The sequence below is a fragment of the Anaerobacillus sp. MEB173 genome, assembly GCF_052119505.1.
Taxonomy (GTDB): Bacteria; Bacillota; Bacilli; order Bacillales; family JBJMAU01; genus JBJMAU01.
In genome coordinates this window covers 729,881-742,508 of the sequence record NZ_JBJMAU010000001.1, presented here as the reverse complement: position 1 = coordinate 742,508, position 12,628 = coordinate 729,881, and the positions used below count along the sequence as shown (strand labels likewise).

The following is a 12,628-nucleotide window of genomic DNA, read 5'->3' as shown; positions in this document are numbered from 1 at the left end:
GTTGTCTACTCATCATATAAAAGGTAATCATTACCATATTATCATATATTTGTAATGTAAACAGTCTTTCTTAATCTATTACTGCGATGGTAGTATTTTATTATAAAAACTGTAAAAATAAATATCTAAAATTATGTAAAATTGTTTAATATTTTTCTCTTCTAATTGGTCTAATAAATGATTCCCATGAGTCATAAAACAACATTTTTATACGAACATTGTTCAGAGGATATTTTTAAGGGAGTGTTTTAACTTTGAATATTATTGCAAATATAGAGCCATTACCTTTTTCGAAGGTTAGTGAGGATAAAACTCAGACTACAATATATAGACAGCTTGAATTAAAAATGCAACAAATGGGATTTTTAGTTAAATATCGAGAAGAACTAAACTGGACAAACAAAATCGAAAGCGTAGCTCTTGGAGACAAAGAAACTCTTCTTACTTTAAAAAAGACAGCTGCAAAAAATGATAATGTTCTGCTTCTTTATGCGAAGTTGTTAAAGAAAACTGTTTTTCAAAATCTAATTATCCATGAAAACTCAGAGGGTTATTATTTGCCATTTCGTTTTGACGAACCATTTTTTGTTAAAATAAATGACAAAAAAGTATACTTTGGATCGTCAGTTCGATTGCTTGATGAATTGACTTGGCTCGAACAAACGATGATTGCATCGAAACATCAAGAAAAACTATTATCTTATTATGAAAATTTAAAAGCCGTCTGTGAAAAAAGTATTGAAACAAATAGTCCGATAATCTTAGAAAAAGAATCATAATTTCGATATTGCTATTAATCTAAAGTAAATTCTATCGTATAAATTAAAGTTCTAGCCGGTTTAGAACTTTAATTTCCGATTAATACCTCTAATTCGTTATATCCAAAATAGAGATAAAATTTATATTGACAATACATACAAGGTGTCTCAGTTTTATTTCACATTAAATTGAGATATTATTTATTTGAATTGACATTTTTTATGGAGAGGGAATGTGATGGAAAATATAGGGTTGGTTTTAGAGGGCGGTGGAATGAGAGGGCTATATACTGCAGGAGTACTGGAATACTTCATGGAAAACGATATATATTTTCCTTATGTGATCGGAGTATCAGCAGGAGCGTGTATGGCTGCTTCATATTTATCTAGACAAAGAGGAAGAAATAAGAAAGTTAACATTGACCTTGTCAGTGATCCACGTTATTTGTCCTATCGAAATATGTTTACGAAAAGAGAGCTATTTGGGATGGACTTTCTTTTTGATGAAATCCCTAATAAAATCGTCCAGTTTGACTTTGAAACATTTTTAGAAAGTGATGAGCAATTTATCGTCGGAACAACCGATTGTGTGACCGGAGAACCCGCTTATTTTGCAAAAAAGGATCATGGTCATCAAATGCTGAAAATTATTCGTGCTTCAAGTTCCTTACCGTTTATTGCGCGTGAAGTTGAATATGATGGAAAAACGCTACTTGACGGCGGGATCATTGATCCGATACCGATAAAGAAATCGCAGCAGGATGGAAATCGAAAAAATATCGTCATTATGACGAAAGTTGAGGGATTTAGAAGGAAGGCCAGTAAACTAGCTTCTATATCAAAATTTGTCTATCGGCGTTATCCGAAGATTTATCTATTACTAAAAAATCGGTATATGCTATATAACGAGACATTACAACATCTTCAAGCAGAAGAAGATAAAGGGAATGTATTTCTTATTCAACCGAGTGCAGATCTCCCAGTGAGCCGAATAGAACGAAATCAAATTCGATTACAGCAACTGTATGAATTAGGTTATGAGGATGCAAAGGAACAATATAAGCGATTAGTAAACTGGCTTGAACAGTAGTATTTTAAAAAATAGTGATTTGTCATATGGAGTTCGTCCACTCTTTTTTTTACTTGTTACATAAATTAGTAACAAACAAAGAAAAGAGGTGAAAGATAAGAGATGGATAAAAAAAATAATCGCCAGCCTAAATCTATGAAACAAAAAAATGCAATATCTCCAAAGGTGAATAATCATCCAGTAGAGCCAGATGTGACAATTGGTAAATCAACTGCAAAGGTTCCTGTTGTATTAGCTGAAACTGTTGTCCAACTTGATTTAAATTCAATGATAGAGTTTCCTGAACCAGTTTTAGAGATTAAAGATATAAAAAAGAATCTTAAAATTACTCAATGCCGTCTTCTAATACCAACAAACAAACTATTCTTAAGTGGATTTGTCCGTAAGAATATCCAGTATGCAACACCAAAGTATAGTAAGAAAGGTTCTCTTGTTTCTAGTATTCGATCACTAACAGTTGATATCCCGTTTAAAGCAGTAACAGATGTAGATTTTATTAATAAACCGAAGTTTACTTTATCACCAGATCGTAGAGAATTTACATTCTTTACGAAATCAGATCTGCCAGATGGTTTTTCATCTAAAGAGCATTTACTTTCAGGAGACTTGTCACAATTTGATCAGATTAGTGGGGAAGAGTTCAATGAACTTCCATTCTGTCAATTAATTTCAAGTCGATTTATTGAATATGATGAGGCTTTAGATCGTAAAATGGGCAGAGTCTTTAATCAATATGGCCACTTAATTGATGCACCATTTGAAGAAGGAACATTTACATCAATTGAAGAGAAGATGGTAGTTGAAGTAAAGATTAAAGTATTACAAAAACAACAAGTAAATATTGATTCGAAAAAGTAAAGAAAAATGTTAAACTTACTTGAAATGCCATCCATATTGAGGATGGCATTATTTATTTACTGCCACTCTCTAATAATTATTAATATTCAACTGTTTTTAGATGGTGATTGTTTAGAAACAGTATTGTTTAAAATTGAATGAATACCTTTATTTTTATGTTATAACTTATGAAGAAGATTATGATCGTGTGATTAGAGATTATTTTATATGTATGTTAAGATCATTAAACAGTTACATTTAGTTATTCTTGCCTTCTTCTTTATAGGAGGTGAGTTCAATTTAAAAGGGGTGTTGATTATGAAAATCAAATCAATTGAGCCAACTCCTAGTCCGAATTCAATGAAAATTACTTTAGACGAAACACTTCCACATAAAGTAACGAAAAGCTTTAAAAAGGAACAAAGAGCAGAGGCACCACCTATTTTAAGGTCCTTACTTGAAATAGCTGGTGTTAAAAGTGTTTTTCATGTAGCTGATTTTATTGCTATTGAGCGGAATGCAAAGGTAGATTGGCAGATTATTTTACCAAAAGTACGCGAGGCGTTTGGTGAACAGGCTAAGACGAATCAAACGATAGAGAAGTCTGAGCATGATGAATCTTTTGGAGAAGTAAAAGTTTTTGTTCAGATGTTCCGCGGAATTCCAATGCAAGTGAAGTTGGATAATGGGGTGGAGGAGAAACGTTTTGGTCTAGGACAACGCTTTATTGATGCAGCGCTCAAGGCTGAAGGTGCATCAAATAATTTAGTTATGGAACGGCAATGGAAAGAACAGGGTATACGCTATGGGGAAATGGCGGAAATAGGCGAAGAAGTGACCGAAGAAATTATTGCCGCCTATGATTACGGGCGGTTAAATACATTAGTCAAAAAGGCATTTGAAGACGATTTTGAAGAACATTTATATCGGGTAAAAATTACTTCGGAACAAGTGGCTGCAGCGTTAAAAAATGACGATTGGAAAGTACGTTATGCCGCATTAGAAAAGATGGACCCGAAAGAAAGTGATATTTCTTTATTAGCATCAGCGTTGAATGATTCAAAAGTATCGATTCGGCGGTTAGCTACCGTCTATTTAGGCATGATTGATTTGGAAGAAGTACTGCCGTATTTATACCAAGCGCTAAAGGATCCAGCGGTTACCGTTCGCCGTACTGCGGGAGACTGTTTGTCTGACATTGGAAATCCTAAAGCAATACCTGCGATGGTCGAAGCTTTAAAAGATAACAATAAATTAGTCCGCTGGAGAGCAGCAATGTTTTTATATGAAGTTGGTGACAATTCAGCAGTTGCAGCATTACATGAGGCAGCAAATGACCCTGAATTTGAAGTGAGTTTGCAAGTGAAAATGGCGTTAAAGAGGATTGAAAGTGGAGCAGAGGCAGCAGGTTCAGTTTGGCAGCAAATGACCAATGCCAGAAAAGATCAGCAATAAATAATGAAGTATACAAAAAAGGTGATTGAGAAGAACAATCACCTTTTTCTTAATTTGAATCTTTCCCATAATTAGGGCATGGGGTGGATGAGATTCAATATTGAAAACGTTATTTAATTAGATTACACCTTGTGCAACCATTGCATCAGCAACTTTAATGAAGCCTGCGATGTTCGCACCAACAACTAAGTTACCAGCATAGCCATATTCTTCAGCAGCTTCAACACTAGCTTTATAGATGTTTTTCATAATTTCATGAAGTTTTGCATCAACTTCTTCAAATGTCCATGCAAGTCTCATGCTGTTTTGTGCCATTTCTAAAGCTGAAACAGCTACACCACCAGCATTTGCAGCTTTTGCAGGAGCAAATAAAACATTATTATTTAAGAATACATCAATTGCTTCAAGTGTAGATGGCATGTTTGCACCTTCACCAATAGCTTTTACACCATTTGAAACAAGTAATTTTGCATCTTCTTCATCAATCTCGTTTTGAGTAGCACAAGGAAGAGCGATATCACAAGGAATTTTCCAAATACCACGGCAACCTTCATGATATGTTGCACTTGGGTGTTCGTTTACATATTCGCTAATTCTCTTTCTTTCAACTTCTTTCAGTCTCTTAACTGTATCAAGGTTAATTCCATTTTCATCATATACATAGCCGTTTGAATCACTACATGCAACAACTTTTGCACCTAATTCAGTAGCTTTTTCAATTGCATAAATTGAAACGTTTCCTGACCCTGAAATTACTACAGTTTTACCTTCGAAGCTGTCGCCATTATCCTTTAACATTTCCTCTACAAAGTACACTGTTCCATAACCCGTAGCTTCAGTTCTTGCTAAACTTCCGCCATAACCAATGCCTTTTCCAGTTAATACACCAGCCTCGTAAGCATTACGAAGTCTTTTGTATTGTCCAAATAGATAACCGATCTCTCTACCGCCAACACCAATATCCCCGGCAGGAACATCTACATCTGGTCCGATATGTTTGTGTAGCTCAGTCATAAAGCTTTGTGCAAAGCGCATAACTTCTCCGTCTGATTTACCTTTAGGATCAAAATCAGATCCGCCTTTACCGCCGCCAATTGGTTGACCAGTAAGAGAGTTTTTAAAGATTTGTTCGAATCCTAAAAATTTAATGATACCTGCGTTTACCGATGGGTGGAATCTTAAACCACCTTTGTATGGTCCAATTGCACTGCTAAATTGAACGCGGAATCCGCGGTTTACTTGTACTTTCCCTTGATCATCAACCCAAGGAACACGGAAGTAAATTACTCGGTCAGGTTCAACAACACGCTCAAGGATGCTGTTCTCCATATATTTAGGATGTTTCGCAAATACTGGAATTAACGATTCAAATACCTCTTTTACTGCTTGGTGAAATTCTGCCTCACCTTGGTTACGTTTTACAACTGTTTCATATACATCGCTTACATACTTTTTAGCCTCTTGTAATTGGTTTTGCTCTACTAAAGTCGTCATGGTTCATTCTCTCCCTTTTTTAAATATCTATATATTGTGTATGATTAGAAATCTAACCAGAATTCATAAGATTGTACGTTATTATTTGGTAGAAAATTTAACAATTTACCTCTGCTGTTATTTTATAATTGAAAATTGATCGAAAACAATATATAAATTAGATAAAACCAATGCCGAAATGAGATGGATAGAAATGGGGATAAAAAATGGAATTTAGACAAATTCAATATTTTATTGAGGTGGCGAATAGAGAGCATGTAACAGAAGCTGCTCATGCGCTTCATGTTGCCCAGTCGGCAGTAAGTCGTCAAATATTTAATTTGGAATCTGAATTAGGTGTCAATTTGTTTATACGTGATGGGAGGAACGTAAAGCTAACTCCAATTGGGAAAGTTTTTCTAGATCATATGAAAGAAGCAATGAAGGTAATCGAAAATGCTCAACGTGAGGTTCAAGAGTTCTTAGATCCGGAGAAAGGGACAATCCGGATCGGATTTCCAAGCAGCATGGCCAATTATACATTACCTACCGCAATATCAGCTTTTCGAGATCGATATCCTGAAGTCAAATTTAAGCTGAGTCAAGGAGCATACTTTAATTTAGTTGATGCAGTTGTAAAAGGGGATATTGATATGGCTTTATTAGGTCCTGTCCCAAAAAATGAAAAAAAAATAAAAGGGGATATTCTTTTCCTGGAAAAAATTGTTGCTCTTCTACCCATGAATCATCCTCTTGCAAGTCAAAGGTCCATTGAATTAAGTCAGCTAAGGAATGATTCCTTCGTGTTATTTCCAAATGGTTTTATCTTACGTGATATTGTAGTTGAAGCTTGTCAACAACTGGGATTTCAACCGAAAGTTTCATTTGAAGGAGAAGATATTGATGCAATTAAAGGGCTTGTATCTGCCGGATTAGGGGTTACACTTATTCCTGAAATCACGTTAATTGATAGTTTGCCGCGTTCAACTGTTAAGCTCCCGATTAGTGATCCAGAAGTTACACGAACTGTAGGGATCGTCATACCGAGTGACCGTGAACTGTTACCGACTGAGAAATTGTTTCATGAATTTCTAAAAGATTTCTTTGCCGTGTTAAGTGGTTTCAATAAATAAGGAGAAATTATGAAGGGCTGATGTACTGGTAATTTATCAGCTTTTTTTATAATCGGGGATCTGCTAACAGAAGCTGAGAGGTGCTTGATAAATAATTGCGCGAATATTTCTTGTAATCAAAAAAGAAAAACTTTTCATTCTGCAAATATAGACAAAATGCTATAATGAAATAACTCAGCGGTAAAAAAGATGACTAAATTTGGGGATTTTTATCATGTTGAATTGACTCAAGGAAACAAGATAGAGGAGTTGAATTTTGAATGAAAACGATTAAGTTAGCCGTCATCCCAGGTGATGGAATTGGAAAAGAAGTTATGCCTCACGCATTACGAGTGTTAGATACAGTTGCAGATATCCATGGTGGTATTAAATTTTCAAAGGAGGAATATCCATGGAGTTGCGAATATTATCTTGAACATGGTGAAATGATGCCAAAAGATGGTTTAGATCAATTAAGTGATAGTGATGCTGTATTTTTAAGTGCTGTTGGAAATCCAAATCTAGTAGAGGACCATATTTCACTGTGGGGTTTATTAATAAAGATCAGAAGAGGTTTTGAACAATCTCTTAATATTAGACACGCAAAGCAAATAAGAGGAATTAATCCACCCATCGTCAATGCGAATAACTTTGACATCATTGTCGTACGCGAAAATAGTGAAGGTGAATATAGTGAAGCTGGTGGACGAATACATAGTGGTGATGATGAAATTGTTGTTCAAAATGCTGTTTTTACGAGAAAGGCAACCGAACGTGCGATGCGCTACGCGTTTAAGTTAGCAAAGCAGAGAAGAAATAAAGTTACAAGTGCAACAAAGTCTAATGGAATAGTTTACTCGATGCCATTCTGGGATGAGGTCTTTAAAGATGTTTCCATAGATTTTCCGGAAGTAGAAGCAAGTTCTGCACATATTGATGCATTATCTGCATTTTTTGTGACACGTCCTGCAGAATTTGATGTAGTTGTTGCCAGCAATTTATTTGGAGATATTCTGACTGATATAAGTGCCGCAGTAATGGGGAGTATCGGGATTGGACCAGCTGCGAACCTCAATGTAAATGGAAAATTTCCATCAATGTTTGAACCAGTTCATGGTTCTGCCCCTGATATTGTCGGGAAAGGGATCGCCAATCCAATTGGACAAATTTGGACTGGAAAGATGATGCTCGATCACTTTGGGGAACATGAAATCGCAGATAAATTATTAGAGATTATTGAAGAGGTAACAGAAGAAGGAATTAAAACTCCTGATATTGGAGGTACTGCATCAACTGAAGACGTAACAAATGCTATTATTTCTAAGCTAAAGGAGCTATAAATAAGATCACTCTAAAACGGTAAATGCTTTTATGTGGTAATTGCTGTAACAAGCTGATAAGATTAAAGTGTAGATAATGAAAGTAGACCACTTCCAACAGAAGTGGTTTATTTTTTAGGAGGCGTGACAGTTAAATGTTTCAAAACGTATTGGATTCATTACACACAGCATTGGAATACTGGAAAAACATGCAGGAAACAGCTGGGGATGAAGGTGCTGAGTGGGCGAATATATTTGAAAGGCACTTTTACCTGTTTATTGATGAGTTTGAAAAATGGTTTCATTCAATTGAAGAAAAGCCGCAAACGATTGAAAAGGCAGAGGCACTACCTGAAATCGAATATATAGAAAGTGAGCTCCCTGGCCCACTTCAATTAAATTTCTTAATGGAATTAGAACGAATTCTCGATGGTCTTGAAATGACCACCTATGATTAATCGAAAGAGATAGTAATAGTAATTCACAGACAAGGCAATTAACCTCCAAACTGTACCGCCGCCAAAAAAGAAGTTGTAATGGACACTTTCTGAACATAAAGTTAATTAGTAATAAATCATTTTTGGGGGTGCAGCAGTTTGATATCACCATTCTTAATCAAAATAGCTCTCATTATTATTGTTGTAAGATCTGGTTATGTAGCAATCACACTGCTTAATAAATCAATTACAAACAATGTTATGGATTTATTATATCATTTGTCTATATTTATTATCGCACTATCATTCTTGTTATAAGTATGTAATGGATTAAGCATCTTCTATTTGGATGCTTAATTTTTATTATATGATACTATTTGAAGGATATCGTTTGAAAAAACCGGAAAACTGCTTCATAATTTATAAGTAGCAAGTTTTACAAGGGTTTTAGAGTAAAAAATATACTCAAGGAGAAACCAATGAAAAAAGTAAAATGGATCATCCTCATCATGTTTGTGATCCTGGTTGTGTGGTTGTTGAATACTGATGAAATGAAAAATTTAACAGATGAAAATATTTATTATTTTACAGAAGAATTACGTGAACAAGTCGGGTATAGCATGCTTTGGATTACGATTCCTCTGGCTATTCTTCAGGGAGTGGTGACAGCTTTTCCATTTATCTTGATACTTATTATTCATATTAGTCTTTTTGGGTTAGTGCAAGGGATATTTTTTAGCTGGATTGGCAGTTTAATTGGTGCGCTCGTATGTTTTGTTTTATCTCGCTATTTCTTTGATGAAGTTACTCATAAACTTTGGGATGAAAGGAAAAAAAACCATCAAAAGTGGCGTCCTTTTATTGATCTTTATGGAGTATGGGCGATTATTTTACTAAGGAGTATACCGGTTATTCCCAGTAATGTTATTTCGATTATGGCAGCTTTATCACCGATTGGTATCAAAGCATACTTCTGGTCTACAGTTGTTGGAAATAAGTCAATGATCTGGTTGTTAACGTTAATCAGCTCTCCAGTGACATTTCCTGGTCGAGATATTAGTATATATTTAATTTCCTATTTTATTTTTTGTTTTGTCTTAGTATTTATATTATTTCATCAACATCGTATGTCAAAACGGAAGAAAAAAGAAGAGATACTCATACTAAACAATCAAGATGTCAGTCAGTAATTGTTTTAAGGCTCAGTTAAAGTTTGATGTTGATTTTGGGCTAGTTCGTGTGAATCCAAAGATTCACACGCCTTTCAGGTACTGAAAGGTCAGAAAATATGAATGAACTGGAAAAAGAAAATGCATTTTCTTTTTCCAGTTCATTCATATTTTATAAAACAAGCCCAAAATCAACATCAAACTTTAACTGAGCCATTTTTTATTTCACTATTTGTTCACAGGAATGTTAATGTGCTTATGCTATAATGTAAATAGAAAGAGAAACATAAAGTTAACACTTTAAAAGGCTCAACCATCTGAGTTGGTTCCGTTAAAATATGTAAAATAACGTAAAACCAATTAAAGCTGAGTCTAGCTGAAAGATTTATTAATACTCATGTTAGAATTAGTACGGACAAAAGTCCACGGATGTATGAGCAAAAGATCTTTTATAAGTTTGTAAAAAAAGATCCTAGAAGAAATCAATCAAGCGTATCGTGATGTATGATAGTGTAATTTCGAGTAAGTAAATGAAAAAAACTGAAAGGAATCTCAATTAACGTACGGAACGAACAAACATCACTTTCTAGGTGCTAATGTATCAAATTCATAGCAAAGGTTATACTATGTGATGTTTTAATGGTTGGGTCTCTTAAGGTGTTAACTGTTACTAATCTAGCTTTATATAGCTAGATTTTTTTTGTTTTTCCTTATTATTGTTGTCATTTTAAAAAGGATTTTTCTATTAAATTGTCGAAATTAATGTTATATTACGATAAAATGGGTTTACTAAGTTAAAAGGATCTATAAATTGAAAGGGTTTTTTATAATGAAGGACTATATAAATGAACAAAATGGTGTATTTCCATCCGTATGTTCCCTTGATTGCCCAGATCAATGCGGTCTCCTCCTTCATAAAAAGGATGGAAAGATTGTTAAAGTCACCGGTGACCCCGATCATCCTGTGACAAAAGGGAATATCTGTAATAAAGTTCGCCATATGACTGAAAGAATTTATGATCGTAATCGATTGCGATACCCTCTTAAACGAATTGGGGCAAAAGGTGAAGGGAAATTTGTTAGGATTAGTTGGGAGGAAGCAATAAAGACGATTACATCTCGTTGGAACGATCTTATTAAGTCTGACGGTGCACAGAGTATTTTGCCATATAGCTTCTATGGGAATATGGGCAGGATTAGTGCAGAAGGAATGGGTGACCGATTCTTCTATCGATTAGGTGCAAGCAGACTGGATCGAACGATTTGTTCTGCAGCAGGATCAAAAGGATATGGCTATACGATGGGTGGCAGCTTTGGGTCAGATCCTGAAGAAACGATTGATACAAAATTATTTATTTTTTGGGGAATCAATGCGGTTAGTACGAACATGCACCAAGTAGCTTTGGCACAAAAGGCGAGAAAAAATGGAGCAAAGATTATCGTTATTGATGTGCATAAAAATCAAACAGGACGTTTGGCTGACTGGTTTATCCCGATTTTACCAGGTACGGATAGTGCGTTGGCACTAGGAATGATGCATATTATATTTAATGAAAGTATGACAAATAATGATTTTCTTGAAAGCCATACAATTGGCTACAAAGAGCTTCGAGAGCACGTCAAGCAATATGACCCACAATCAGTGTCCAAAATTACGGGTATTCCTGTGGAGGATCTATATCGGTTAGCACGGATGTATGGACAAATGACTCCTTCGTTTATTCGAATTGGAAATGGTATTCAACATCATGATAATGGAGGAATGGCAGTAAGGGCCATCGCTTGTTTGCCGGCACTTACTGGGCAATGGATCGAGCATGGAGGTGGGGCAATTAAGGGAAACGGCAGTTACTTAACCCACAATACACATGCATTACAACGCCCTGATTTGTTGCAAAATAAAAATACACGCATTATCAATATGAACCTGATTGGTCAGGCTTTGACGGAATTAGATCCGCCGATTAAGTCATTATATGTTTATAACAGTAACCCAGCTCTTGTAACACCAGCTGGAAATAAAGTTAGACATGGATTGAAACGGGATGATCTCTTTCTTGTCGTGCATGATATGTTTCTTACGGAAACATGTATGTATGCAGATTTAGTGTTGCCGTCGACTTCTTCATATGAAAACACGGACTTCTACACATCGTATTGGCATCATTATATCCAAATTCAACAGCCGGTAATTGAGAAATATGGGGAGAGTAAATCGAACTCTGAAGTATTTCGCTTATTAGCCAGTTCTTTTGGATTTGATGAAGCGCTGCTTTATGATACGGATGAAGAAATGATAAAGCAGTCACTTACAAACACTAACAATCCTTATTTAGAGGGGATTGACTATGAAACGTTAATTGAACATCAATATGTAAAAGCTAAAGTAAAACCATTGTTCCCAGGAGAAATTCCTACGCCAAGTGGAAAAATAGAACTTTATTCAAAAGCAATGGCGTATGATGGGTTGCCGCCGCTTCCGACCTACATTCCGAATAAGGATGAAGAGGAGTTACCGTTTCAATTTATCCCGGCACCAAACCATAATTTTTTAAACTCAACATTTTCTAATAATGATAAGCATGTAGAGCTAGAAAAGTATCCGCGAATACACATGAATGCGAGTGATGCATTAGAGTTAGGAATTGTGGATGGTGAAAAAGTCAGAGTATTTAATCATCGGGGTGAGTGTGAACTGATTGCAGCTGTTGGAGAGAATGTTCTTCCAGGTGTACTTGTAAGTCAAGGAATTTGGGCTGACATTGAAGATCATAAGTATTTCGTCAATTCACTGACTCCGGATCGTGTTGCTGATATGGGTGGGGGCGCTACATTTTTTTCAGGACGTGTAAATGTTGCGCGTATTAATAGAAGATTATAAAATTTTAAACAAGTAGTGAAATTTACTAAATTTTTCTTTAAAATGAGATAATAATAGAAATAAATGGTTGCTGATTAAGAAACCCCAACTATCGGCA

11 protein-coding genes are annotated in these 12,628 nt (G+C 35.3%); 10 read left to right on the top strand and 1 reads right to left on the bottom strand.

Annotated elements, in window-relative coordinates:
- The first annotated feature begins 254 nt into the window (after positions 1-254).
- The 4 genes from ACJ2A9_RS03680 (at position 255) to ACJ2A9_RS03665 (ending at position 4,140) form a co-directional block, all read left to right on the top strand.
- On the top strand, positions 255-779 hold the full coding sequence (locus tag ACJ2A9_RS03680; RefSeq protein WP_441420243.1) for a hypothetical protein: 525 nt from the start codon (positions 255-257) through the stop codon (positions 777-779).
- Positions 780-996: 217 nt separating this feature from the next.
- Positions 997-1,848: a patatin-like phospholipase family protein gene (locus tag ACJ2A9_RS03675; protein WP_441420242.1), complete on the top strand. Its 852-nt coding sequence runs from the start codon at positions 997-999 to the stop codon at positions 1,846-1,848.
- 102 nt (positions 1,849-1,950) lie between these two features.
- Entirely contained in the window at positions 1,951-2,706 is a 756-nt protein-coding gene (locus tag ACJ2A9_RS03670; RefSeq protein ID WP_441420241.1) for a CsxC family protein, read from the top strand.
- Between the two features lie 297 nt (positions 2,707-3,003).
- Complete coding sequence (locus ACJ2A9_RS03665; RefSeq protein WP_441420240.1) at positions 3,004-4,140, top strand: conserved virulence factor C family protein; 1,137 nt, start codon at positions 3,004-3,006, stop codon at positions 4,138-4,140.
- A gap of 117 nt (positions 4,141-4,257) precedes the next feature.
- On the opposite strand, the gene gdhA is transcribed toward ACJ2A9_RS03665, so the two are convergent.
- The gene (gene gdhA, locus ACJ2A9_RS03660) at positions 4,258-5,634 is read right to left on the bottom strand and encodes an NADP-specific glutamate dehydrogenase (protein WP_441420239.1); all 1,377 of its coding nucleotides are present in this window, start codon (positions 5,632-5,634) and stop codon (positions 4,258-4,260) included.
- Positions 5,635-5,840: 206 nt separating this feature from the next.
- Here gdhA and ACJ2A9_RS03655 point away from each other — a divergent pair, with 206 nt between their 5' ends.
- The 6 genes from ACJ2A9_RS03655 (at position 5,841) to ACJ2A9_RS03630 (ending at position 12,531) form a co-directional block, all read left to right on the top strand.
- A complete protein-coding gene (locus ACJ2A9_RS03655; RefSeq protein ID WP_441420238.1) occupies positions 5,841-6,746 on the top strand; it encodes a LysR family transcriptional regulator in 906 nt (301 codons plus the stop codon).
- 260 nt (positions 6,747-7,006) lie between these two features.
- Positions 7,007-8,065 (top strand): tartrate dehydrogenase, encoded by a 1,059-nt coding sequence (locus tag ACJ2A9_RS03650; protein WP_441420237.1) that lies wholly within the window; start codon positions 7,007-7,009, stop codon positions 8,063-8,065.
- Between the two features lie 134 nt (positions 8,066-8,199).
- A complete protein-coding gene (locus tag ACJ2A9_RS03645; protein ID WP_441420236.1) occupies positions 8,200-8,502 on the top strand; it encodes a hypothetical protein in 303 nt (100 codons plus the stop codon).
- Between the two features lie 138 nt (positions 8,503-8,640).
- Entirely contained in the window at positions 8,641-8,799 is a 159-nt protein-coding gene (locus ACJ2A9_RS03640; RefSeq protein ID WP_441420235.1) for a hypothetical protein, read from the top strand.
- 161 nt (positions 8,800-8,960) lie between these two features.
- Positions 8,961-9,671 carry a TVP38/TMEM64 family protein gene (locus tag ACJ2A9_RS03635; RefSeq protein ID WP_441420234.1) on the top strand — a complete coding sequence of 237 codons (711 nt, stop codon included), beginning with the start codon at positions 8,961-8,963 and terminating at the stop codon, positions 9,669-9,671.
- Positions 9,672-10,479: 808 nt separating this feature from the next.
- Entirely contained in the window at positions 10,480-12,531 is a 2,052-nt protein-coding gene (locus ACJ2A9_RS03630; protein ID WP_441420233.1) for a molybdopterin oxidoreductase family protein, read from the top strand.
- Positions 12,532-12,628: the final 97 nt, after the last annotated feature.

Bases quoted from the DNA above. Each gene is read 5' to 3' on its own strand.
- ACJ2A9_RS03670 (WP_441420241.1), top strand. From the start codon at position 1,951: ATGGATAAAAAAAATAATCGCCAGCCTAAATCTATGAAACAAAAAAAT.
- ACJ2A9_RS03675 (WP_441420242.1), top strand. From the start codon at position 997: ATGGAAAATATAGGGTTGGTTTTAGAGGGCGGTGGAATGAGAGGGCTA.
- ACJ2A9_RS03650 (WP_441420237.1), top strand. From the start codon at position 7,007: ATGAAAACGATTAAGTTAGCCGTCATCCCAGGTGATGGAATTGGAAAA.
- ACJ2A9_RS03630 (WP_441420233.1), top strand. From the start codon at position 10,480: ATGAAGGACTATATAAATGAACAAAATGGTGTATTTCCATCCGTATGT.
- ACJ2A9_RS03665 (WP_441420240.1), top strand. From the start codon at position 3,004: ATGAAAATCAAATCAATTGAGCCAACTCCTAGTCCGAATTCAATGAAA.
- gdhA (WP_441420239.1), bottom strand. From the start codon at position 5,634: ATGACGACTTTAGTAGAGCAAAACCAATTACAAGAGGCTAAAAAGTAT.
- ACJ2A9_RS03635 (WP_441420234.1), top strand. From the start codon at position 8,961: ATGAAAAAAGTAAAATGGATCATCCTCATCATGTTTGTGATCCTGGTT.
- ACJ2A9_RS03655 (WP_441420238.1), top strand. From the start codon at position 5,841: ATGGAATTTAGACAAATTCAATATTTTATTGAGGTGGCGAATAGAGAG.
- ACJ2A9_RS03645 (WP_441420236.1), top strand. From the start codon at position 8,200: ATGTTTCAAAACGTATTGGATTCATTACACACAGCATTGGAATACTGG.